18 protein-coding genes and 3 pseudogenes are annotated in these 23,861 nt (G+C 70.6%); 12 read left to right on the top strand and 9 right to left on the bottom strand.

The genetic code is table 11. The features are described 5' to 3' along the window. Positions 1-200 precede the first annotated feature (200 nt). Together ABZV06_RS04535 and ABZV06_RS04540 are read left to right on the top strand one after the other, a co-directional pair. Positions 201-3,302, top strand: coding sequence for a M14 family zinc carboxypeptidase (locus ABZV06_RS04535; RefSeq protein WP_355618585.1), 3,102 nt, complete (start codon positions 201-203; stop codon positions 3,300-3,302). Between the two features lie 92 nt (positions 3,303-3,394). Beyond that, positions 3,395-4,315 carry an NAD(+)/NADH kinase gene (locus ABZV06_RS04540; RefSeq protein ID WP_355237993.1) on the top strand — a complete coding sequence of 307 codons (921 nt, stop codon included), beginning with the start codon at positions 3,395-3,397 and terminating at the stop codon, positions 4,313-4,315. A 172-nt stretch (positions 4,316-4,487) separates the two neighbouring features. Here the strand turns inward: ABZV06_RS04540 and pgm are convergent, their stop codons facing one another. Further along, a complete protein-coding gene (gene pgm, locus ABZV06_RS04545) occupies positions 4,488-6,125 on the bottom strand; it encodes a phosphoglucomutase (alpha-D-glucose-1,6-bisphosphate-dependent) (protein ID WP_355237996.1) in 1,638 nt (545 codons plus the stop codon). A gap of 31 nt (positions 6,126-6,156) precedes the next feature. Further along, the gene (gene glgC / locus ABZV06_RS04550) at positions 6,157-7,389 is read right to left on the bottom strand and encodes a glucose-1-phosphate adenylyltransferase (RefSeq protein ID WP_355237999.1); all 1,233 of its coding nucleotides are present in this window, start codon (positions 7,387-7,389) and stop codon (positions 6,157-6,159) included. Positions 7,390-7,461: 72 nt separating this feature from the next. On the opposite strand from glgC, the gene glgA reads away from it, so the two are divergent. Then, positions 7,462-8,667 (top strand): glycogen synthase, encoded by a 1,206-nt coding sequence (gene glgA / locus ABZV06_RS04555; RefSeq protein ID WP_355238002.1) that lies wholly within the window; start codon positions 7,462-7,464, stop codon positions 8,665-8,667. A gap of 19 nt (positions 8,668-8,686) precedes the next feature. Here the strand turns inward: glgA and ABZV06_RS04560 are convergent, their stop codons facing one another. After that, complete coding sequence (locus ABZV06_RS04560) at positions 8,687-9,817, bottom strand: helix-turn-helix transcriptional regulator (protein WP_355618588.1); 1,131 nt, start codon at positions 9,815-9,817, stop codon at positions 8,687-8,689. 454 nt (positions 9,818-10,271) lie between these two features. On the opposite strand from ABZV06_RS04560, the gene ABZV06_RS04565 reads away from it, so the two are divergent. Continuing rightward, positions 10,272-10,499: a winged helix-turn-helix domain-containing protein gene (locus ABZV06_RS04565; protein WP_355618591.1), complete on the top strand. Its 228-nt coding sequence runs from the start codon at positions 10,272-10,274 to the stop codon at positions 10,497-10,499. Positions 10,500-10,772: 273 nt separating this feature from the next. On the opposite strand, the gene ABZV06_RS04570 is transcribed toward ABZV06_RS04565, so the two are convergent. Further along, the gene (locus ABZV06_RS04570) at positions 10,773-11,228 is read right to left on the bottom strand and encodes a type II toxin-antitoxin system VapC family toxin (RefSeq protein ID WP_355618594.1); all 456 of its coding nucleotides are present in this window, start codon (positions 11,226-11,228) and stop codon (positions 10,773-10,775) included. Next, positions 11,218-11,457 carry an AbrB/MazE/SpoVT family DNA-binding domain-containing protein gene (locus ABZV06_RS04575; RefSeq protein ID WP_355618597.1) on the bottom strand — a complete coding sequence of 80 codons (240 nt, stop codon included), beginning with the start codon at positions 11,455-11,457 and terminating at the stop codon, positions 11,218-11,220. The genes ABZV06_RS04570 and ABZV06_RS04575 overlap by 11 nt, the downstream gene beginning before the upstream one ends. A gap of 235 nt (positions 11,458-11,692) precedes the next feature. On the opposite strand from ABZV06_RS04575, the pseudogene ABZV06_RS04580 reads away from it, so the two are divergent. The 4 genes and pseudogenes from ABZV06_RS04580 to ABZV06_RS04595 form a co-directional block, all read left to right on the top strand. Further along, positions 11,693-13,741: pseudogene (locus ABZV06_RS04580) on the top strand (maltotransferase domain-containing protein); the annotation flags it as partial. A gap of 365 nt (positions 13,742-14,106) precedes the next feature. Next, positions 14,107-16,209, top strand: a complete 2,103-nt coding sequence (glgB, locus tag ABZV06_RS04585) for a 1,4-alpha-glucan branching protein GlgB (protein WP_355618600.1) — start codon at positions 14,107-14,109, stop codon at positions 16,207-16,209. A gap of 89 nt (positions 16,210-16,298) precedes the next feature. Continuing rightward, on the top strand, positions 16,299-16,661 hold the full coding sequence (locus ABZV06_RS04590) for a hypothetical protein (RefSeq protein WP_355238014.1): 363 nt from the start codon (positions 16,299-16,301) through the stop codon (positions 16,659-16,661). Next, positions 16,658-17,188, top strand: a complete 531-nt coding sequence (locus ABZV06_RS04595) for a DUF6036 family nucleotidyltransferase (protein WP_355238017.1) — start codon at positions 16,658-16,660, stop codon at positions 17,186-17,188. Before ABZV06_RS04590 ends, ABZV06_RS04595 begins: the two co-directional genes overlap by 4 nt. An 18-nt stretch (positions 17,189-17,206) precedes the next feature. On the opposite strand, the pseudogene ABZV06_RS04600 reads toward ABZV06_RS04595, so the two are convergent. Continuing rightward, positions 17,207-17,360: pseudogene (locus ABZV06_RS04600) on the bottom strand (ACP synthase); the annotation flags it as partial. A gap of 3 nt (positions 17,361-17,363) precedes the next feature. Between ABZV06_RS04600 and ABZV06_RS04605 the strand changes: the two are divergent. Next, a pseudogene (locus ABZV06_RS04605) lies at positions 17,364-17,836 on the top strand (alpha amylase C-terminal domain-containing protein); the annotation flags it as partial. 173 nt (positions 17,837-18,009) lie between these two features. On the opposite strand, the gene ABZV06_RS04610 reads toward ABZV06_RS04605, so the two are convergent. Continuing rightward, positions 18,010-18,357, bottom strand: a complete 348-nt coding sequence (locus ABZV06_RS04610; RefSeq protein WP_355618603.1) for a hypothetical protein — start codon at positions 18,355-18,357, stop codon at positions 18,010-18,012. 11 nt (positions 18,358-18,368) lie between these two features. After that, on the bottom strand, positions 18,369-19,916 hold the full coding sequence (locus ABZV06_RS04615; protein WP_355618605.1) for an RHS repeat-associated core domain-containing protein: 1,548 nt from the start codon (positions 19,914-19,916) through the stop codon (positions 18,369-18,371). Between ABZV06_RS04615 and ABZV06_RS04620 the strand changes: the two genes are divergently transcribed. After that, entirely contained in the window at positions 19,915-20,097 is a 183-nt protein-coding gene (locus tag ABZV06_RS04620; protein WP_355238026.1) for a hypothetical protein, read from the top strand. The two genes, ABZV06_RS04615 and ABZV06_RS04620, sit on opposite strands and share 2 nt — an antisense overlap. A gap of 71 nt (positions 20,098-20,168) precedes the next feature. Here ABZV06_RS04620 and ABZV06_RS04625 read toward each other — a convergent pair whose 3' ends face one another. Continuing rightward, a complete protein-coding gene (locus ABZV06_RS04625; RefSeq protein WP_355238299.1) occupies positions 20,169-21,209 on the bottom strand; it encodes a phosphatase domain-containing protein in 1,041 nt (346 codons plus the stop codon). Positions 21,210-21,356: 147 nt separating this feature from the next. Between ABZV06_RS04625 and ABZV06_RS04630 the strand changes: the two genes are divergently transcribed. Continuing rightward, entirely contained in the window at positions 21,357-22,994 is a 1,638-nt protein-coding gene (locus tag ABZV06_RS04630; RefSeq protein ID WP_355618608.1) for a hypothetical protein, read from the top strand. A gap of 52 nt (positions 22,995-23,046) precedes the next feature. Beyond that, the gene (gene yaaA / locus ABZV06_RS04635) at positions 23,047-23,844 is read left to right on the top strand and encodes a peroxide stress protein YaaA (protein WP_355618611.1); all 798 of its coding nucleotides are present in this window, start codon (positions 23,047-23,049) and stop codon (positions 23,842-23,844) included. Positions 23,845-23,861 lie beyond the last annotated feature (17 nt).

Raw genomic sequence — 23,861 nt, forward strand, 5'->3', positions numbered from 1 at the left:
ACGCATCGACGTACTCCCTATCCGATGTCGTCACCACCACTGCGGACACGGGTGAGCGTACGTGCGGAATGCGGCTTCGATGGCGAAATGCTGGTTAACTGCGAAACGGGCGGTCGATCGCCACCACTGATCGACCTATTGACATCCTTAAGTGCAGACCGAAGGCTCGCGCCAACAGGTCCTTCACACAAGGAGGCGCGATGAGACCGAGACGACTGGCGATCGCCGGCGTGGTCACCCTGCTCGGAGCCCTGGCACTGGCGCCACCGGCGAGCGCGCGGCCACCGTCGGACCCCGGCGCCCGCGAGGGCCTGGAGGTGTACGTCGGCACGGTCGACGGCAAGCAGCGGGACCTGCTGCGCGAAGCCGGTGTGGACCTCGGTCACGACGCGACGGCGGACTCCACCGGACGCACAGCCGTCGAGACGGTCCTCACCCCGCGGCAGGCGAAGCGACTGATCGACAAGGGCGTACCCCTGCGGGTGAAGAAGGTGCGCGGCAAGGACGCGTCGCAGGCGCTCCGGGAGCAGGCCGCCGGAGGCTGGTCGGCGTTCCGCCCGTACAGCGAACCGGGCGGCCTGCGCGACGAGATGACCGCCACCGCCGCGCGGTTCCCGAAACTGGCCAAGGTGGAGACGATCGGCAGGACCCAGCAGGGCAAACCGATCCTCGCCGTCAAGGTGACCAGGGACGCGCGCAAGGTCCGCGACGGACAGCGACCGGCCGTCCTCTACTCCGGCGCCCAACACGCCCGCGAGTGGATCACTCCGGAGATGACCCGCCGCCTCATGCACCACGTCCTCGAAGGTTACGGCGCCAACCGGGAGATCACCCGCCTGCTCGACACGACCGAGCTGTGGTTCCTGCCCGTGGCCAACCCGGACGGCTACGACTACACGTTCACCCCCGGCAACCGCCTCTGGCGCAAGAACCTGCGGGACAACGACGGCGACGGCCAGATCGGCCCCGGCGACGGCGTGGACCTGAACCGCAACTTCGCCTTCAAGTGGGGGTACGACAACGAGGGCTCGTCGCCCGATCCCAACAGCGAGACCTACCGGGGCCCCCGACCCTCCTCCGAACCGGAGACGAGGGCCCTCGACGGGCTGCTGCGCCGGGTCGGCTTCGAGTTCTACGTCAACTACCACTCGGCGGCCCAACTGCTGCTCTACGGCGTGGGCTGGCAGGTCAGCACACCGACGCCCGATGATGTGATCTACGAGGCGATGGCCGGTGACGACGCCCATCCGGCCGTTCCGGGCTACGACCCGGACATCTCCGCGGAGCTCTACACCACCAACGGTGACACCGACAGCCACGCCACCGTCCGCTACGGGACGCTGGGCTTCACGCCCGAGATGTCCACCTGCGACTCCGCCGCGGCCGTCGATCCGGACGACGAGTGGCGCCCCGAGGACTGCGTCAGCGACTTCATCTTTCCCGACGACGAGACGCTGATCGCCGGCGAGGTCGCCAAGAACCTGCCGTTCGCGCTGGCCGTGGCGAAGTCCGCGGTCGACCCGGACGACCCGGTGTCGGTGGTCGGCCGCAGCACCCCCGACTTCGTCGTGGACGCCTTCGACACCTCGTACGGGCGCACCCAGCAGGTCGCCTCCATCACCCGTCGGGCCCTGAAGAACGTGCGGATGCACTACACGGTCAACGGTGGTCGGCCGAAGACGGTCGGGGTCCGCGAGTGGCGCGGCGGCGAGCGGTACGGCGACACCAACGACGACTACTACGCCGAACTGCGCGGCACGGTCACCGGCACGAAGCCCGGCGACCGGGTCGAGGTCTGGTTCACCGGCGTCAAGCAACGCGCCAAGGTGGTCGCCAGCGAACACTTCACCTACCGGGTGCACACCGACATCGGCGGTGACGTGCTGGTCCTCGCGATGGAGGACGTCACCGGGCTGAGCCCGACGCAGACCGGCGCCACCGCGAAGTACACGGACGAGATCGCCGCGTCGCTGACCGCCGCCGGCCGCACCAGCGACGTGTACGACTTCGACGCCATGCGCCGTACGGCCCCGCACCCGCTCGGTGTGCTGTCGCACTACAAGGCGGTGGTCTGGGAGACCGGCGACGACGTCATCCTGCGCTCCCCCGGTCAGGTGGCCGGCACCGCCGCCAAGGCGGCGCTGGACACCGAACTGGCCGTACGTGACTACCTCAACGAGGGGGGCAAGCTGCTCGTCAGCGGCCAGTACGCCCTCTACGCTCAGGGCGCCAACGGCGCGTACGTGTACCGGCCGGACGCGCCGCCGGAGTGCACCGACGGGGACGACCCGGCCTGCCTGCCGCTGCTGAACGACTTCCAGCAGTACTGGCTGGGCGCGCACACCTACGTCAGCGACGGTGGCACGGGCGACGACGGCCCGTACCCGATCCAGGGCGTCGACGGGGCGTACACCGGCCTGTCCGGCACCCTCAACGCGCCCGGCTCGGCCGGCAACCAGACCCACACGGCCTCGTTCCTGACCACGTCGAGCTTCCTGCCGGTGGACGACTTCCCGCAGTTCGCCAGCTCCGCGCCGGTCGGCTGGGTGCGTCCGGGGTCGGCCCCATTCGATCCGCGCACCGGTGACTGGTACCTGTGGAGCGGGCAGGCCGACGAGTCGTTCAAGCGGCTCACCCGGACCGTGGACCTCACCGCGGCCACGAGCGGCGAGCTGCGTTTCGCCGCCTCGTACGACATCGAGACGAACTGGGACTTCCTGGTCGTCGAGGCGCACGAGGTGGGCAGCGACGACTGGACCACGCTGCCCGACGCCAACGGGCACACCGGCCAGGAGACCGGGGACAGCTGCGCGTCGGGGTGGCAGACCCTGCACCCGTTCCTCACGCACTACCAGAGCGCGGACTGCTCGCCGACCGGCAGCACGGGTGCGTGGAACGCGATCACCGGAGCGTCCGGTGGCTGGCAGGAGATTTCGGTCGACCTCTCGGCGTACGCCGGTAAGCAGGTCGAGGTGTCGATCTCGTACGTCTCCGACTGGGGCACCCAGGGCCTGGGCGTCTTCCTGGACGATGCCCGGGTGCTCGTCGACGGTGCCACGGTCACCGAGACCTCGTTCGAGACCGAGGACCTGGGCGGCTGGACGGTGGCCGGTCCGCCAGCCGGTTCCACTGGTAACGCCACCGACTGGTCGCGCAGCCAGCAGGCGTTCGAGGAGGGGTCGGTGGTGGTCACCGGGGACACCGTCTACCTGGGCTTCGGGCTGGAGGGCCTGCCACCGGCCGCGCGCGACGACCTGGTCGCCCGCTCGCTGACCCACCTGACCGGGCGTCCGCGCCGCTGACGGCACGGGGTGCGCCGGCGGTCCGCGCGACCGCCGGCGCACCTTCGGGTGTACGCCGGACGCGTCCGACGCGGGTGTGGTGAGCTGTACGGGTGTCGGGGCTGGGTCTGGTGCTGCACCCCACCCGGGATGTCACCGAGGTGGTCGGGATCATCGAACGGTGGGCGACGCGCCACCACAAGTCGCTCTTCGTGCGCGCGGAGGACAAGCACCGCGTGCCGGCCAGCGTCGAGCCCCTGCCCGAGAAGGAGGTGGCCGTCCGCGCCGACGCGTTGATCAGCATCGGCGGTGACGGCACCATGCTGGGCGCGCTGCGCTCCGCCATCCTCGACCCGAAGCCGGTGCTCGGCGTCCACCTGGGCCGGCTCGGCTTCCTGGTCGAGATCGAGCCGCCCGCGCTGCCGGAGGCGCTGAGCCGGTTGCTGTCCAAGGACTTCACCGTCGAGTCGCACGCCTGCCTGGCCTGCGACGTGTGCGGCGACGACGTCGTGGCGTTCAACGACATCGCGCTGGTCCGGAGGCCCGGCTCGGGCTTCGTCACCGCCACCCTGGCCGTCGACGGGCAGCGGTACGGCTACTACCGTGCCGACGCCGTGGTGGTGAGTACGCCGATCGGCTCCACCGCGTACAGCTACGCCGCCGGCGGTCCGTTGATCTCCCCGGCGGCGGACGCCGTGGTCGTCACCCCGTCCGCGCCGATGGCCGGCATCTCCCGCTCGGTGGTGCTCTCCGGCGACGAGAAGATCCGACTGGAGTTGGAGCCGGGGTCGTCGTCCGTGGTGGTGGAGATGGACGGGCTGGTCTTCCGTGACGCGGCGGACGAGGGCGCCGTGGAGATCAGCTACCGGCGCAACGCCGGGCTGGTGGTCCGCTTCGACCCGCTGCGCTACCAGGAACGCAACCAGTTGAAGATGAGCCTCCTGGACCTGCCCTTCCTCCCGGAGCAACTGAAGGCCCTGCTCCCCAAGGAACTCCAGAACCCCAACGAAAAAGACATCCCCCCACGCTGCTAACCCCCCCCCAACCCCCCAACCCCCACCCCACCCCGTTGATCATGAAATTATTGCCACGACACGCCGAGGCGGATGGCAATAACTTCATGATCAACGGGGTGGGAGGGGCCGGGGGGCCGGGGGGGCCGGAGGGCCGGGGGGCCGGGGGGGTCGGGGGGTCGGGGGCGGTTCGTTAGCTTAGGACCTCGGTGACGAGCTCTTGGGCTTCCTGCTGGAGACGGCGGAGGTGGTCGGGGCCCTGGAAGGACTCGGCGTAGATCTTGTAGACGTCTTCCGTTCCCGAGGGCCTTGCCGCGAACCAGCCGGACTCCGTGCTCACCTTGAGGCCACCGATCGGGGCGCCGTTACCGGGGGCGGTGGTCAGGGTCGCGGTGATCGGCTCGCCGGCCAACTCCGTGGCGGTGACCTGGTCCGGGTTGAGCTTGGCGAGCACGGCCTTCTGCTCCCGGGTGGCCGGGGCGTCGATGCGGGCATACGCGGGCGCGCCGAAGCGCTCGGCCAGCTCCGCCCAGTGCTCGCTCGGGCTGCGCCCGGTGGTGGCCAGGATCTCGGAGGCGAGCAGGCAGAGCAGGATGCCGTCCTTGTCGGTGGTCCACGTGGAGCCGTCGCGGCGCAGGAACGACGCCCCGGCGCTCTCCTCGCCGCCGAAGCCGACCGACCCGTCGAGCAGGCCGGGCACGAACCACTTGAACCCGACCGGCACCTCCAGCAGGGGCCGGCCCAGGTCGGCGGCCACCCGGTCGATCATCGAGGACGACACCAGGGTCTTGCCGACGGCGGCGGCCGGACCCCAGTCGGCGCGCGTGCGGAACAGGTGCCCGATCGCCACCGCGAGGAAGTGGTTGGGGTTCATGAGGCCGCCGTCGGGAGTGACGATGCCGTGCCGGTCGGCGTCCGCGTCGTTGCCGGTGGAGATCTGATAGTCGGCGCGGGCGGCGATCAGCGACGCCATCGCGTTCGGCGACGAGCAGTCCATCCGGATCTTGCCGTCGCCGTCGAGGGTCATGAACCGCCAGGTCGGGTCGACGGTCGGGTTGACCACCGTCAGGTCCAGCCGGTGCCGCTCGGCGATCTCGCCCCAGTACGCCACGCTGGCACCGCCCAGCGGGTCCGCGCCGATCCGGATGCCGGCGTCGCGGATGGCGTCGATGTCGATGGCCGCCGGCAGGTCGTCGACGTAGTGGGCGAGGAAGTCGTACTCCCCGGTGGTGTCGGCGGCCCGGGCCCGCGCGTACGTGATCCGTCGGACCTCCTTGAGCCCGGCGGCCAGGATCGCGTTGGCCCGGTCCTGGATCCACCGGGTGACGTCGGTGTCGGCGGGCCCGCCGTTTGTCGGGTTGTACTTGAAGCCGCCGTCGTCCGGCGGATTGTGCGACGGGGTGATGACGATGCCGTCGGCGAGCCCGCTGGTACGACCCCGGTTGTGGGTGAGGATCGCGTGCGACAACGCCGGAGTGGGGGTGTAGCCGTCACGGCTGTCCAGCAGCACGGTGACGCCGTTGGCGGCGAGGACCTCCAGCGCGTCCACGGCGGCCGGCGCGGACAGCGCGTGGGTGTCCCGGGCGAGGAACAGCGGGCCGTCCAGGCCCTGCTCCCGCCGGTAGTCGCAGAGCGCCTGGGTGACCGCGACGATGTGGTCGGAGTTGAACGCGTTGCGCAGGCTGGAGCCCCGGTGACCGGAGGTGCCGAAGGAGACCTGCTGCGCCGGGTCCGCGGGGTCCGGATGCTCGGCGTAGTAGGCGGTCACCAGGCGCGGCACGTCGACCAGGTCGGCGGGCTCGGCGGGCTGGCCGGCACGGGGATGGGTCACTGCGGGATCCTCCTCGATGAGTACCTGTCGGTCACGGCTCGACCTTCTGGCCCTTGCCGATGACCACGATGCCGTTGTCGGAGACGGTGTAGCGCTGGCGGTCCTTCTCCAGGTCGACGCCGATCTCGACGCCCTCGGGGACGAACACGTTCTTGTCCAGGATCGCCCGTCGGACCACCGCGTGTCGGCCGATCTCGACGCCCTCCATCAGCACCGAGCCCTCGACGTGCGCCCACGAGTGCACCCGCACCTTCGGCGACACGATCGAGTTTTCCACCAGCGAGCCGGAGATCACCACCCCGGGAGAGACCATCGAGCCGACCGCCCGGCCGACCCGCTCACCCCACTGGTGGACGAACTTCGCCGGCGGCCACGGCGGCTGCTCGGTGTAGATCGGCCAGTCGAAGTTGTAGAGGTTGAACACGGGGTGCACGTTGATCAGATCCATGTGCGCGTCGTAGAACGAGTCGAGCGTCCCCACGTCCCGCCAGTAGCCACGGTCCCGATCGGTGCTGCCCGGCACCTCGTTGTCGCGGAAGTCGTAGACGTTCGCCTCGCCCCGCTCGACGAGCATCGGGATGATGCTGCCGCCCATGTCGTGCTTGCTGCTCTTGTCGGCGGCGTCGCGTTCGACTGCCTCGCAGAGCGCGCGCGTGGTGAAGACGTAGTTGCCCATCGAGGCGTAGATCTCGTCCGGCGCGTCCGGCAGGCCGACCGCGTCGGTGGGCTTCTCGCGGAACGCCCGGATCCTGCGGCCGTCCTCGCCGACCTCGATGACACCGAACTGGTCGGCCATCGACAGCGGCTGGCGGATGCCGGCGACGGTGACCGCCGCACCGGAGGCGATGTGGTCCTCGACCATCTGCCGGGGGTCCATCCGGTAGATGTGGTCGGCGCCGAAGACGATCACGTAGTCGGGCTGCTCGTCGTTGATGAGGTTGAAGCTCTGGTAGATGGCGTCGGCCGAGCCGGCGAACCACCACGGGCCGCGACGCTGCTGCGCCGGCACCGGGGTGACGTAGTTGCCGAGCAGCGTGGACATCCGCCAGGTCTTGGTGATGTGTCGGTCGAGGGAGTGGGACTTGTACTGGGTCAACACGACGATCTTGAGATAGCCGGCGTTGGCCAGGTTGGAGAGGACGAAGTCGACCATGCGGTACATCCCGCCGAACGGGACGGCCGGCTTGGCCCGGTCCGTGGTGAGTGGCATCAGGCGCTTGCCCTCCCCACCCGCCAGGACGATCGCGAGCACCTTGGCAGCCATGCCCCGACGCTATCCACCCGCGTCCCACTTCACCACTCGTACGGGGAGTCTTCTGCACTAGGGTGCGGGGTCATGACGGAACCCACCCCGCTGCGCGTCGACCTGCTCACCCGCGAGTACCCGCCGGAGGTCTACGGCGGCGCGGGCGTGCACGTCGAGTACCTGGCCCGGGAGCTGCGTCGCCTCGCCGACGTCCGCGTGCACTGCTTCGGCCTGCCGCGCACCGAGCCGGGCGTCACGGCGTACGCCGATCCACCCGGTCTGACCGGCGCGAACGCCGCGCTGCGGACGATGGGCGTGGACCTGGAGATGGCCGCCGGCGCCGCCGGCACCGACGTGGTGCACAGCCACACGTGGTACGCGAACCTGGCCGGGCACACCGCGAAGCTGCTGCACGGGGTGCCGCACGTGGTGACCGCGCACAGCCTGGAGCCGCTGCGGCCGTGGAAGGCCGAGCAGCTCGGCGGCGGTTACACGCTCTCCTCGTGGATCGAACGCACCGCGATGGAGGCCGCCGACACGGTGATCGCGGTCAGCGAGGGCATGCGCAGCGACGTGCTGACCGCGTACCCGCAGATCGATCCGTCGAAGGTCCGGGTGGTCTACAACGGCATCGACACCGTGCAGTACGCCCCGGACTCCGGCACCGACGTGCTCGACCGGCTCGGCATCGACCCGGCGCTGCCCAGCGTGGTGTACGTGGGCAGGATCACCCGCCAGAAGGGCCTGCCCTACCTGCTGCGGGCCGCCCGGGAGTTGCCGGCGGACACGCAGCTCGTGCTGCTGGCCGGCGCGCCGGACACGGCGGAGATCGCCGCCGAGGTCGAGGAGCTGGTCGCCGAGTTGCGCGCCAACCGCTCCGGCGTCGTCTGGGTGGCCGAGATGCTGCCCAAGCCCGAGGTGATCCAGGTGCTCACGCACGCGACGGTCTTCGTCTGCCCGTCCGTGTACGAGCCGATGGGCATCGTCAACCTGGAGGCGATGGCCTGCGAGACGGCGGTGGTGGCGACCGCCACCGGCGGCATCCCCGAGGTGGTGGCCGACGGCGACACCGGTCTGCTGGTGCCGATCGAGCAGGCCACCGACGGGTCGGGGACGCCGCTGAAGCCGGAGACGTTCGTGGCCGACCTCGCCGCGGCGATCAACACGCTGCTCGCCGACCCGGCGCGTACCGAACGGTTCGGTCTGGCCGGCCGGCGACGGGCGGTCGAGCACTTCTCGTGGGACGCCATCGCGCGGCAGACCCTGGACGTCTACCACTCGGTCAGCGCGCGCTGAGGAAGACGGGCGACGTTCCTCAGGCAACGTGGAGGGTGGCGGCGAGCTGGGAGAGTTCGGCCGGCGCGTCGGCGTTTCGCGACACGACGGCGACCAGCTTTCGTACCGCCGGACGATGGTGCACCTCGCTGTGGGCGACGCGCTCCGCGTCCAATAGCGTCCGGCCCGCCCGGGGCATGTCACCTGCCCGAGCGTGAACGCGTGCCACGTCGAGGAGGTACGCGGCACGGTGCTCGGGCGGCAGTGACCGCCACCGGTCGTCGGCGACCAGTCGCTGGTGCCGGGCTGCGGCCGTGGTGACGTCGCCCAGCGCCGCCTCGGCAACCACCCGAGCCGCGTCGACCGCCGCCCCCTTGTCCGCTCCGACCTCCCCCGCGGCGTCCGCCGCCCGGTCGAGCGACTGGTGGGCGACTCGTTCGTCTCCTTGGCCGGCGGCGGCGAGGGCGGATTGGACGAGCAGCGCTCCCCGTAGCGACGAGGCGGCCGTGGACCAGTCGCAGCGGTCGACGGCGAGGAGCGCGGCATCCAGAGCGGAGAGCCGCCGACCACGGGAGCGTAGGGCCTGACTCAGTGCCACGGTGGCGACGGCGGCCAGCCGGGGGTCGCCGGCAGCGGCGGTCATCGCGCGGTCGGCGGCCAACCACGCCAGGTCACCCTGGTCGACCTTGACCAGCGCCAGGGCGATGAGCGCGTACACCGACACCAGCAGCGCGTCCGTCGCGCCGGGGCGAGCCGCGTGCGCTTCCCGGGCCGCGTCGAGCAGGCCGGGCAACAGTGCGAGCAACGCCGGGTACCGAGCGTGGCGATAGCTCTGCTCGGCATACTCCAGCCGGGCCCGCAACTCCTCCGCCAGCGGCGGCCGGTCCGCGCCCGGTAGGTCGTACCGGGCGAGCGCCAGCCGTACCCCGTCCACCCCGGCCACGACCGGAGTCGGCCGCACTGGCCGTGCCGTCAACAGGACCTCCACGTCGATGCGCAGCGTCTCGGCGACCTCCCGGAGGTTCGACACCCGCTCCAACCGGCGTACCCCACGCTCGACCTTGTCCACCCAACTCTTCGACTTGCCGAGCCGGTCCGCGAACTGCTGCTGCGTCATGTTGCGCCGGACCCGCCACTGGGCGACCCGGCGACCCACCGGCAGCTCGTTCACCGCTGGCCCGTCGCGCTCACCGCACGACCCCAAGAACAAACAACAGGAGTACGACCACAGCGATCACGAGTCCGTAGAGGTACTGCCGACGGGTGAGCGACGCCCGCGCCGGGAGCGGCGGACAGGGGGCCTGATCCCCGTCCGGCAGCCGAGGACGCGCACCGGCAACGGGATTTGCCGGTGGCAACGGCCCATCCGGCGAACGTTCATACATCGTGCCTCCTGAACAGCGCGATCGAGATGGCGAACATGGGAAAAGGCGGCTGATCGGGCGATCGGCCCGGGGCGGAAGCGCCCTGGGGGCACTCCCGCCCCGGCTGGAGGCACTCCGTTGCTGACGAGAGAACCCCTACCCATCCCAACTTAGAAGGCACTGCCGTCACAGTCAACAGAGCATGCACGGCGAGTTACCCAGAGTGCGAAGATCGGTGCGCTGACGAGAGGTGGCGCCACCATGCCGCAAGCACCGCTGTACGAGCAGATCATCGATGACGTCGCTGCTTCAATCCGCAGCGGCACCCTCAAACCGGGCGACAAACTGCCGTCCATCGCCGAGATGCGTGAGCAGTACCAGTCGAGCGCGTGGCCGGTGCGTTACGCCCTTCGGATTCTCGAGGAGCGAGGCTGGATCGTCACTCGCCAGGGCAAGGGGTCGTTCGTCGCACCGAACCCGCCCGCCTGATCCGTTCGGGTCGCCCAGGCGACCTTGATCCACTCGTTTCGCAGGAAACCGTGGCATCCAAGGCGCATTGATGCCGCGGTTTCGCGGAACGCGAGTGGATCAGGACGAGCGCGGCCGACCAGACGGACGCCCCTCCCCACCGAGCTGCGGAGATCCGCGCAACTTCGGGGAAACTGCTGCCTCAACGCGCTCCGATACAGCAGTTTCCCCGAAAGTGAGCGGATCTTGGGTCGGGTGCCCATCGGGGCGAGGGCCGGGGCCGGCGAGTGGCGGTCAGTCGGCCGGCGTGATCAGTTCCAGGGTCGGGAAGTACGTGCGGTAGCGCGCCCCATCCCGGGTCAGCAGGTGGTATCGGCAGACGGCGGCATGCGCCCCGATGTAGAAGTCGGCTACCGGGGACCGCTTCGTGCCACCCAGTTTGCGGTACCGCGCGTAGGCCTTACCGGCCAGGAAGCCCGCCGGGTACGGCAACTCCTCGCGCAGGAAGTCCCCCGCCGGCAGCGCCTCGTCCAACTCCTCGACACGGGCGAAACGGACCGACACCTCGGCGTACACGATGGGGTTGATCACCAGATTCCCCGCGTCGCGGGCCTCGGCGAGGGCGGCGCCGGACCACTCCGCCCACTTGGGGTCGTCGGTCAGGATGTCCAGCAGCACGTTGGTGTCGACCAGGGTCGTCACCGCGTCGGATGAACGCGACGGAACCGCGCGGAGCCGGTCACTCGCCACGCAGCAACTCCATCAGTTCCTCGGTGGACATGTGCTCGGTCTCCTTGGCGCTCCCCCGACCCCGCATGTGGCGAACGAGACGATCACCACGAGTGTCGGCACCGTGCACGCGCACGATGCGGAGAGCACCGCCCTCCTCGACCACATCGACCTCGTCGCCCTCGTGCAGGTTGTACCGAACCCGCAACGCGGCCGGAATGGTGACCTGGCCCTTGCTATTCAACCGCATACCCGACCCCCTGTCACGTATCACACATGATACGCGACACCGGCTACGACGCATCACACCTGATGCGTAGGCGCATCACCGGCGGCACGCCAAGATCTGCGCAACGTCGGGGAACTGCTGTCTCAACGCGCTCCGATGCAGCAGTTTCCCCGAAAGTGAGCGGATCTTGGGTCGGGTCTCCGTCGGGCGGGTGCTTGGCCGCGCGCGAGCCGATCTCGCACAGTAGGTTGGCGGGGTGACAGGACGGTTCCCGATCGAAGACGTCTCCCCCGTCGTCTCGTGCGGGCGGTACCCGGCCAAGGCGGTCGTCGACGAGCCGGTTCCGGTGTCGGCGCGCGCCTACCGGGAGGGGCACGACGCGCTGGGCTGCAACGTGGTGTGGACCGGCCCGGACGGCGAGGAGCGCCCGTTCACCAGGATGCGCCCCGGCGAGCCCGGCCAGGACCGCTGGCACGCCGTGATCCGCCCGGACGCCGTCGGCTCCTGGACCTTCACCGTCGAGGCGTTCGGAGACCCGTACCTGACGTGGCAGAACGCGGTGACCAAGAAAATCGCCGCCGGGCAGGGCCCGGAAGACCTCGCCAACGACCTCGCCGAGGGCGCGCGGGTGCTGGCCGCTGCCCGGGACCTGGTGCCGGCCGCCGACCGCGCGAGCGTCGCCGACGCGCTCACCGCCCTCGCGGCCACCGACCTGCCGTTGCCGCAGCGCGTCGGGCCGGCACTCGCCCTCGCCGACCTGCTCTGGGAGCACCCGGTACGGGAGATGGTGACCGTCGGTGACGCGTACTCCCTCTGGGTTGACCGCAAGCGGGCCCTCTTCTCGGCCTGGTACGAGTTCTTCCCGCGCTCCGAAGGAGCAGCGGGTGGGCGCTCCGGCACCTTCGCCACCGCCACCGGGCGGCTGCCGGGTGTGGCGGCGATGGGCTTCGACGTGCTCTACCTGCCGCCGATCCACCCGATCGGCCGGGTCAACCGCAAGGGCCGCAACAACGCGCTCACCGCCGGGCCGACCGACGTCGGCTCGCCGTGGGCGATCGGCGCCGCCGAGGGCGGGCACGACACGATCCACCCCGACCTGGGTACGCCGGCAGACTTCCGGGCGTTCATCGAGGCGGCTGCCGCACAGGGCCTGGAAGTGGCGATGGACCTGGCGTTGCAGTGCGCGCCGGACCACCCGTGGGTCACCGAGCACCCGGAGTGGTTCACCACCCGGGCCGACGGCAGCATCGCGTACGCGGAGAACCCTCCGAAGAAGTACCAGGACATCTACCCGGTCAACTTCGACAACGATCCCGAGGGCATCCGGGCCGAGGTGCTGCGTGTCGTGCTGCACTGGGTGGGCGAGGGCATCCGGATCTTCCGGGTGGACAACCCGCACACCAAGCCGTTCGACTTCTGGCACTGGCTGATCGCCGAGGTCAAGAAGGTCGACCCGGACGTGCTGTTCCTGGCCGAGGCGTTCACCCGGCCGGCCATCATGCACGGGCTCGGCAAGGTCGGCTTCACGCAGTCGTACACCTATTTCACCTGGCGCACGACGGCCGCACAGATGCGGGAGTACTGCGAGGAACTGGTCGAGTCGGCCGACCACATGCGGCCCAACTTCTGGCCGAACACGCCGGACATCCTGCACGAATCGTTGCAGCACGGCGGCCCGCCGATGTTCAAGATCCGGGCGGTGCTGGCGGCGCTGCTCTCCCCCTCCTGGGGCCTGTACGCGGGTTACGAGCTGTTCGAGCACGTGGCCCGCCCGGGTGCCGAGGAGTACCTGGACAACGAGAAGTACGAGCTGCGCCCCCGCGACTGGGCCGCAGCCGAGGCGCAGGGCCGCTCGCTCGCGCCGTTCCTGACGACCCTCAACCGGGTACGCCGGGACAACCCCGCCCTGCACCAGCTCCGCAACCTGCGCTTCCACGAGATCGACAACCCGGCGCTGCTGTGCTGGTCGAAACACGACGCGGAGACCGGCAACACGGTGCTGGTGATCTGCTCGTTCGACTCGCGCGAGGTGCAGTGGGGCAACACCACCCTCGACATGCCGGCGCTCGGGTTCGACTGGCACGAGCGGTTCACCGTGTACGACGAGCTGACCGGCACCAGCTACGACTGGGGGCAGCGCAACGCGGTGCGGCTCGACCCGTACCTGCAACCGGCACACGTGCTGACCATCCGCCGCCCGACGCCGCCCGCCGTGCCCGAGCCGGCCGGCGTCGAACCGGCGGACCTCACCGTCACCGACGTACCGGAGGAGCTGTCCGGCGGCACCGCCCCGGTGGCCCCGGCCACCGCGCCGTCGCTACCGGCCAGCGTCGGAGAGTCGGCTAACCAGCCGTCGCCGCCGGCAACCGCGCCCGTGAACCCGGCCAGCGCGACGCCGCCCCCGGTCACCGCGCCGCCGCCCCCGGTCACCGCGCCGGTGACCCCGGTCACCGCGCCATCTGCCCCGGCCACCGCGCCGCCGACTCCGGCCACCGCGCCATCTGCCCCGGCGACCGCGCCGGTGACCCCGGCCAGCGGGGCGGCGACGCCGGCCATCCTGGCATCCCGCGCCGCGGCCCGTGCGGCTGCCGCCCGGTCCTCGGCCGGCCGTCGGTCCGCGCCCCGCCCGTCCGCCTCCGCACCGACCGCCGCCGCACCGAAGGACGACCGATGGACCAGCTGATCACCGGCGTGACGCACGACCCGCACGCGCTGCTCGGCGCGCACCCCGCCGACTCCTCGACCACGATCCGCACGATGCGCCGAGGCGCGGGTGACGTGGTGCTGCTCGTCGGCGACGAGCGGCACCCGATGAAGCGGGTGCACGATCTGGGCGTCTTCGAGGCGCAGGTCGAGGGCACCGTGCTCGACTACCGGGTGGAGGTCGACGGCACGACGCACGACGACCCGTACCGCTACCCGCCCACGCTCGGCGAGCTGGACCTGCACCTCATCGGCGAGGGCCGGCACGAGCGGCTGTGGGACGTGCTCGGCGCGCGGGTCTTCGACGAGGGCGTGGCGTTCAGCGTCTGGGCGCCCAACGCCCAGGGCGTGCGCGTGGTCGGCGACTTCACCGGCTGGGGCGCGGACGACGGCTGGCCGATGCGCTCGCTCGGCTCCAGCGGCGTGTGGGAGCTGTTCGTCCCCAACGCCCGGGTCGGTGCCCGCTACAAGTACCGGGTGCTCGGCGCCGACGGGCAGTGGCGGGACAAGGCCGATCCCCTGGCGGCGTACGCGGAGGTGCCGCCGGCCACCGCGTCGGTGGTGCACCACTCGACGTACCGGTGGAACGACGCCGACTGGCTGGCCCGCCGGGCCGAGCGGCGGCCGCACCAGGAGCCGATGAGCGTGTACGAGGTGCACCTCGGCTCCTGGCGGCCCGGCCTCGGCTACCGCGAGCTGGCCGACCAGCTCACCGCGTACGTCACCGAGCTGGGCTTCACGCACGTGGAGTTCCTGCCGGTGATGGAGCACCCGTTCGGCGGCTCCTGGGGCTACCAGGTGACCGGCTACTACGCGCCGACGTCCCGCTTCGGTGACCCGGACGAGTTCCGCCACCTCGTCGACGCCCTGCACGCCGCCGGCATCGGCGTGATCCTCGACTGGGTGCCCGCGCACTTCCCCAAGGACGAGTGGGCCCTCGCCCGGTTCGACGGCACCCCGCTCTACGAGCACCCCGACCCTCGGCGTGGCGAGCACCCCGACTGGGGCACGTACGTCTTCGACTTCGGCCGCCGTGAGGTCCGCAACTTCCTGGTCGCCAACGCGCTCTACTGGTGCGACCAGTTCCACGTCGACGGGCTGCGCGTCGACGCGGTGGCGTCGATGCTCTACCTGGACTACTCCCGCGAGGAGGGCCAGTGGGCTCCCAACCAGTACGGCGGTCGGGAGAACCTGGAGGCCATCGCGCTCATGCAGGAGGTGAACGCGACGGTCTACAAGCACCACGCCGGGGTCGTCATGATCGCCGAGGAGTCCACCGCGTGGCCGGGGGTCACCCAGTCCACCGCCAGCGGCGGGCTGGGCTTCGGGTTCAAGTGGAACATGGGCTGGATGCACGACACCCTGCTCTACACGTCGAAGGACCCGATCTACCGCCAGCACCACCACCACCAGCTCACGTTCTCCCTGGCGTACGCCTGGAGCGAGAACTACGTGCTGCCGATCAGCCACGACGAGGTCGTGCACGGCAAGGGCTCACTGGCCGGCAAGATGCCCGGCGACACCTGGCAGCGGTTGGCCAACGTCCGGGCGCTGCTGGCGTACATGTGGGCGCACCCCGGCAAGCAGTTGCTGTTCATGGGCTCCGAGCTGGCCGACGACCGGGAGTGGAGCGAGGAGCGGGGCCTCGACTGGTACCTGCTGCATGACCCGGCCCGCGCCGGCGTGCAGCGGCTCGTCGGTGACCTCAACCGCGTCTACCGGGACACCCCGGCGCTGTGGGCGCAGGACACCCAGCCGGCCGGGTTCCGGTGGATCGCCGGCGACGACGTCGCCAACAACGCCGTCTCGTTCGTCCGGATCGCCCCGGACGGCTCGACGCTGGTGTGCGTGGCGAACTTCTCCGCCCAGCCGCTGCACGACTACCGGATCGGGCTCCCGGCCGGCGGTACGTGGACCGAGGTGCTCAACACCGACGCGCACCACTACGGCGGGTCCGGCGTGGGCAACCTGGGCGAGGTGCACGCCCAGGACATGCCGTGGCACGGTCTGGTGGCGTCGGCGGCACTCCAGGTGCCCCCACTGGGCGTCATCTGGCTCCGCCAGAGCTGACCCTCGAAGGGGGCAGGGCTTACGGCTGATCGGCGCTGACCTGTACTAGCGTTGACGCCGTGAGCAATCGTGCGGCGAGGTACGAACCGATGACGATCGCACGGCTGGGTGTCCTGCTCGCCGGGAGCGACGACACCAGGCGGTGGCGTCTGGTGGCGGAGTTCCTGGAGGAGTACGGCTGGGAAGCATCCGAGCATCGCGCTGACCTGCTGATCCAGGAGCCAGCGCCAACCGGTGACGATCATTGGGATGTCTTCCTCGCGGCATTGGCGGAATATCTCTCCGCCCGTGACGGGCGCGGCGCCCCCTCGTGGGTCGAAGCCCGGTCGCTACGGCAGTTCTGGTTCCCCTTCAATACACGAGCCGCCCGTGTCGACGCCGTGGTGCACGCGCCAGCGGCATTCCGGCGCCGTGGGGTCTTCATCTCCCCGCAGGAGTTGAAGGTCGCGTGAGCGCCGACGACCCCCTGCTGGATCGAACTGCCATCGAAGACGCCTTCCGCCGGCTCGGCGACCGGCTGGCAACGCGGGGCGTGGTCGCCGACCTGTACATCTTCGGCGGAGCTGCCATGGCACTGGCCTACGACGCCCGCCGGGCGACGCGCGATATTGACGCCGTTTTTCAGCCGCATGGCATCGTCCTCGACGAAGCGCGGGCCGTCGCGGACGAGCTAGGGCTGCCGCAGTGGTGGCTGAACGAACAGGCGAGCTCGTACGTCGCCGTTGGCGGGGACCCGGAAGCACCACGGGTCTTCGATCACCCTGGCCTGCGGGTCTCGGCGGCGTCCCCGGAGCATCTGCTCGCCATGAAGGTTCTCGCGGCACGACGCCGAGACGCCGAGGACATCCGCTTCCTCGTGGAGCACCTCGGGCTGAACAACCCCGAAGAGGTCCTCGGCCTTTGCGCCGAGATCTTCCCGGACGAAGAGGTCCCCGGCCGGGCGAGGCTTGTCCTCGAAGACGTGTTCGACGGCCGGTAGCCCGGCGGGAGCCGCCGGTCAGACCAGCCCGGCCTCGCGCAGCAGTCGCCACAGGCCGGTGCCGTCGGGGGCGGGTAGGCATTTCTGCCCCACCGGCCCCAAGGACGGCCGGTAGGGGCGGGGACGGTCGGCGGATCGCCACCTCGGCGAGGTTCTCTGGACGGGCGGCGGACTCGTGGGCTCGGAGCTGGCCGACGACCGGGAGTGGAGCGAGGAGCGCGGCCTCGACTGGTACCTGCTGCACGACCCGGCCCGCGCCGGCGTGCAGCGGCTCGTCCGTGACCTCAACCGCGTCTACCGGGACACCCCGGCGCTGTGGGCGCAGGACACCCAACCGGCCGGGTTCCGGTGGATCGCCGGCGACGGCATCGCCAACAACACCGTCTCCTTCGTCAGCATCGCCCCGGACGGCCGACGCTGGTGTGCGTGGCGAACTTCTCCGCCCAGCCGCTGCACGACTACCGGATCGGGCTCCCGGCCGGCGGCACGTGAACAAAGGTGCTCAACACCGACGCCCACCACTACGGCGGGTCCGGGGTGGGCAACCTGGGCGAGGTGCACGCCGAGGACGTGCCGTAGCACGGACTGGTGGCGTCAGCAGCCCTCCAGGCCCCCCCGTTGGGCGTCATCTGGCTGCGCCAGAGCTGATTTCGCTTCAACCGTGACAGTGATTATCAACGGGACCGACTGAGGTTATCTGGCTCCGCAAAAAGCCTACCATTGCACACTACCCGCCATTATACGATCGTCGAGTGATGGCGGATTGTCATCAATAGCAGCCCCTTGTGCCCTACCACTAGATAGGGCACAAGGGGCGCCACCTATTTCATGCCGTCTTTGCTCGCGGGCTTCGGTGGAATTGCCAGGAGATCCGTCACGAACATCTGACTAAAACGTGTCTGACGTTCGATCGGCCCCCTGCCGAGTGGATTGGCAGAGAAGTGCGCGGCCTGAATAGCAAGCGCTGGGATCGCGACCAGCACTGATGCAAGGAACACCAGCACGGCCGGCGCAATCACCGCCACCATCATCGGACGACTGATTACGTGGTTGGCCCACAGGACCTGCGTCAGAACCAGTACGGCAGCCGACAGGAGCACCGCCCGCCCAGCCCATACCAGCAGGCGGTAGGATTTTCGTCCTCTCGCCTCAGCCATGATGTCGCTCAAGGCCTAACTCCTCACCCAAGTAGACCTGTCACATCGGACCAATCGAACCAGCGGCCGGCAGCCGTTTTGGAGCCACCCTCCGTATAGCCGCCGCCTACGCCCACTCCAGCGCTCGCGCCGACGCTGTGCACCGGCTGTCCGTGCTTTCCGGTGCCAGCCGTGAAGGACACGCTGCCGGAGGCCTCGGCGCCGGCGCCGGCCTGCCAATACTGGGACGTGCCGGCCTGATCGTCAATGCTACCGTCCGACGCCACAGAGCCCACGCCTCCAAACACCCCGAAGTTGGGCCCGATGTCGATGCCTTTCGTGTAGGTCCAACCCACGCCCTGGCGATCGAAAGCCACACACCCAGTGACTCCACCGCCCAGGATCCCTGCGAAACTTCCGGTCAGGCAAACTCCTTCCATTTTGACATTCGCAACCAGCGGCTCTTCGGCCGCGCAATCCGTCGGCTTCGCCGCCCAACAACCGATTGGGCCAGGATCAGGCGTGCCCGCCAGAAGCTGGGACACGTCAGGTTTCGGCCCAGGCCCTGGCTTCGGCGTCTCGCGGCGCGGCGCAACATGCTTGTCAACGATCTTTGCCTTGGTGGTGGACTTGTGGTTCGCCTTTCCCCAAGCCTTGTTCTTGGCAGTTCCACAGCCCCCGGGACAACCGCCGGCACCGCGGCCATCGCCCTTCTTAAGAGGCCGAGGATCGTAGCCGTAGCAGTCAAAGTGCCGGCAGCCCTCCGGGATGAGACCGGTCGGATCGCTCGACGTGACCGGTGTGTTGTTGGAGTAGGAGTAGCCATTCCACTGCTGCGGCTGTCCGGCGGCCTGCAGTGGGTCCACCGATGTGAATCTGCCGATCGCGGGGTCGTATGAGCGGGCGCCGATGGTCGTGAGTCCGACCGGGCTCATGGGCTTGTTCAAGAAGCCTCGGTTGTCGGGTGCGGCGACGGCCGCACCTCGGGCACCGCCGTACGGGGTGTACTGCCGCCAAGTCGGGTTCTGGGCGGTGTTGTCGAGGTAGAGCGACGGGGTTCCCTGGTGGTCGGCGATGGCGAAGGTGTACGCCGTGCCGCTGCCGGTGCGGATGCAGCTACCGCCGCCAGGGAGGGCGTAGTAGCGGCTGCCGGTCACGACGCTGGTGGCGGTGTTGAGGGTGAGTTGCTGCCCCGGCAGGTAGAGGGTGTTCTTGCCCGGCTCCTTCTGCAGCAGCAGGTTGCCGTCGGCGTCGTAGATGAAACTGTTGTTGCCGCTCGTGCCGCCGGTGACGTCGGCGAGCTTGCCGGCGTCGTCCCAGGTGAGAGTCTGGCTTCCCTGGGCGGCGTTGCGACCGGTGGTGTTACCGGCGTTGTCGTACGAGTACGACGTGGTGCCGGCGGTTCCGCCGGTCGTGGTGGTGGAGGTCAGGGTGTGGGGCTTGTTCTGACCGTTGCCGTTGTAGGCGTAGACCGTCTTGGTGTCGGCACCGCCGGTGAGGTTGTGCTCGGTCTGTTGGGTGCGGTTGCCGATCAGGTCGATCTGCCAGCTGGTCCAGTAGGCGCTACCCGCGCCGATGGTGTTGCCGACCATGGACTTGTTGGCGTCCGTGGGCGTGGCGGCGCAGGCGTCGGTGCCGAGCGGTCTCGGCGACGTCACCAACGACGGGAAGGTCGACCTGGTGGTCCGTCGCCGAAGCAACGGCACCATGACCCTCTACCCGGGCAACGGCGCCATCGGCACCGTCACCTGGGGTGCACCCTCGTTGCTGTAGTAGGCGAAAAGAACCCCCGGGCGCCGCAGGAGTCGCGGCGCCCGGGGGTTCTCGCGTATCCCGTCGAGGGGTCAGACGAGGCCGGCGTCGCGGAGTAGCTGCCACAGGCCGGCGCCGTCGGGCGCGGACAGCCACTTCTGCCCCACCAGCCCCGAGGAGGGCCGACCCGCCGGGGCGGGCAGGCTACCGGCCAGCACCGACTGGGTCGGGGACAGCCTGCGGATCGCCACCCCGGCGACGTTCTCCGGGTGGGCGGCGGCGAACTCCCGGTAGATCTCCTGGTCGTGCTGGCCGTCGTCGCCGACGAGGAGCCAGCGTACGTCGGGGAACTCCTTGGCCAGCCGCGCGAGGGTGGAGCGCTTGTGTTCCATGCCGCTGCGGAACCAGCGGTCGGCGGTCGGACCCCAGTCGGTGAGCAGCAGCGGCCCGGCCGGGTAGAGGTGCCGGGACAGGAACCGCGTCAACGTGGGCGCGACGTTCCAGGCGCCGGTGGACAGGTAGAAGACCGGGGCGCCGGGGTGTGCGGTGACGAGCCGCTCGTAGAGCACCGCCATCCCGGGTACGGCCGCACGGGCGTGCTCGTCGAGGACGAAGGTGTTCCACGCGGCGAGCAGCGGCCGGGGCAGCGCCGTGACCATCACCGTGTCGTCGATGTCGGAGAGGATGCCGAACTTGACCTCTGGGTCGAGGATGCGCACGGGCGCGTCGACCGGCTCGGCGTCGGCCACGCTGAGGCGTACGGTGCCCCAGCCGGGCGGCAGGTCGGCCTCGACGAGCGTGTCGACGAAACCGCTGCGGTCGGCGCGGGCCTCGTGTCGTACGCCACCGGCCTCGATCTGCACGGTGACGTGCTTGGCGGGCAGGGTCGTGAAACTGCGCCAGCCACGCACCTTGTCCAGCCGGCCCCGCTGACGGTTGTCCGGACGGCCCAGCAGCACCCGGCACATGACGCGTACCCAACCGGGACGGCCGTAGCCCGTGTAGGCGACGATGTTCATCCGCCAGCCGGTGCGGCGCAGCCGACGCTCCACGAGCTGGTGCACGGCGTCTTCGATCCGCGCGGCCCGGTGCAGATTCGGCACGGCCAGTTCGCCGGCGGGAGTGGGTGGCACCCGCCAACCCTGCCACAGGTCGACGCCGACGGCCACGCGAGCGGGTCCGAACCGCAGCCCGCCAGCCAGGCCGGACTGGGCCGAAGCGGCCCGGCCGGCCCACGGTCCGTGAAACACTCCGGTCGGGACGACGACGGGGGCGTGGTCGTGTCGCATCCAGAGCAGCACCGCGGGCGGTGGCGTCCGCAACTCGACCGGCCGGCGCTCGTCGCGCTGGTGTTCGGGCTGGTCGGTGTCGGGTACCGGCTGGTCCTGACGCTGTACACCGTGCCGGTGTCGAACAGCGACGAGGCGACCTTCGGGCTGGCCGCCCTGCACATCGGCCAGGGCCGCGAGCGTCCGGTCTTCCTCTACGGCCAGCACTACATGGGGATGCTGGAGTCGTACCTGGCCGCGCCTCTGCTCGCGGTGGCGGGGCCGAGCTGGCCGGTGCTGCGGCTACCGATGCTCGCCCTGTACGCGGCCTTCCTCTACCTCGTGTACCGGCTCACCCGTCGGCTCTACCCGCCGTGGTTCGCCGTCCTCGTGGTCGGTCTGCTGGCGCTGGGCCCGGAGCGGGTGGTGCGCGACCAGCTCACCGTGGTCGGGGGTCGGCCGGAGGTCAAGCCGGCGGTGCTGCTGATGCTGCTGATCACCGTGGGGCTGGCCGCCGGGTCGGTGCGCTACCGTCGACTGGCGTTCGCGCTGTTCGGGTTGCTGGCTGGGCTGGCCGCCTGGTCGGACTGGCTGATCCTGCCGTACCTCGCGGTCGCCGCGTCGGCCCTGGTCTGGGCGGTGCGGCGGGAGCTGTTCGGCTGGGCCGGGCTGCTGCTGGTGGCGGGTTTCGTGGTCGGGGTCGCGCCGATGATCGTCGACAACCTGCGCGCCGGGCCGGGTGAGGACTCGCTGACGGTGTTCCGGGAGGTCAGCACCAAGGCCGGCCCGCTGCCGCCATGGTCCGACCGGATTCGGGGCGGCCTGCTGGAGGGGGTGCCGCTGGCGCACGGGCTCTGCCCGGTCGACGGCTGCGGCCGGGGGCAGCAGTGGTTCGGACTGCTCTACCCGGCGCTGCTGGTGGCCGCCGCGGCGCTGGCGCTCGTCGCGTACCGCCGGGCCGCCGGCACGCCACCCGCCGAGAGCACGCCACGGGCCGCGCGGGTCGGGCCGGTCGTGCAGCTCGCGCTCGTCGTCGGCGCGGCGTTGACCCTCCTGTCGTACGTGCGCAGCCCGCTCGCCGCGACCAGCCCACTGGACAACGCCCGGTACCTGTCGGTGCTGCAACTGTCGCTGCCGGCGGTGCTCTGGCCGCTCTGGGCGGTGGCCGTGGCCTGCTGGCGGGGCACGGTGGGCGCCCTCGGCCGGCTGACCGGCGCGCTGGCCACCGCCGCGCTGGCGGCGCTGGCCACGACGACGCTGGTGGTCACCGTGCTCTTCGCGACCAGCGGCACGGCCGCGTCGCGGACCGAGGAGCGCCAGGCCCGGGAACTGGCCTCCGCGCTGCGCGCCGACGGACCCCACGAGGTGTACGGGGACTACTGGACCTGCAACCGGCTCATCTTCAACACGGACGAGACGGTGGTCTGCGGAGTGCTCGACGGCAATCTGTCCCCCGGGCAGAACCGCTACCGGCCGTACTGGCGGCAGGTCGGGCGGGCCGCGCGGCCGGGTTACGTGGTGGAGATCGACTCGCCGATGGACCGGCGGCTGCGCCGGCTGCTCGCCGACCGGCCCGACGCCGCCCCGGTACGTGAGGTGGGCGGCTATCGCGTGTACCACCCCGACACCCCGGTGCGGCCGTGGCGCTGACGACGGGTCGTACGCTGGCTGGGCCGCCTCCGTACCCGTTCGAGGAGACCCGATGCTCATCCTGCTGCCGCCCTCGGAGGGCAAGGCCGACGCCGGCACCGGGCGGCGGTGGACGCCGGACAGGCTCTCGCTGGCGGAGCTGAACCCGGCCCGCGAGCGGGTGCTCGACGCGCTCGTGGCGCTCAGCGCGGGGCCCGACGAGGAGGCCGCGCTGACCGCGCTCGGGCTCAGCGACGGTCAGCGCGGCGAGTTGCGGCGCAACGCCCGGCTGCGGGAGGCGGCCACCGCGCCGGCCGAGCGGCTCTACACGGGCGTGGTCTACGAGGCGCTGGAGCTGGCCACGCTCCCGTCGACGGCGCTGCGGGCGGCCCGCCGGTCGATCCTCATCAGTTCCGGGCTGTGGGGCGCGGTACGTCTCGCCGACCGGATTCCGCCCTACCGCTGCCCGATCGGGGCCCGCCTACCGGGCGTCGGGGCGCTGTCGACGTACTGGCGCCGGGAGCTGCCGTCGGTCCTCGCCGGCGCGGCCGGTCGGGGCCCGGTGCTGGACCTGCGCTCCGGCGCGTACGCGGCCACCTGGACTCCGCGCGGTGAGCTGGCCGAGCGGACGGTCACCGTGCGGGTGCTGCACGAGCGGGAGGTCGACGGTGTGCCCGTCCGCTCGGTCGTGAGCCACTTCAACAAGGCGACCAAGGGGCGTCTGGTGCGTGACCTGCTCCTGGCCGGCGTCAAGCCGCGTACCGCCCGGGAGCTGATCGGCACCCTGCGCGAGCTGAAGCACACCGTGGTGGAGGAACCGGCCGCCGCCGGCCGGGTACGGCAGGTGGATCTCGTGGTCACCGACCTGTAGCGGCGCGCAAGCCGCAA

Origin of the sequence: Micromonospora sp. NPDC005172 (assembly GCF_040608555.1) — a bacterium.
Classification (GTDB): domain Bacteria; phylum Actinomycetota; class Actinomycetes; order Mycobacteriales; family Micromonosporaceae; genus Micromonospora.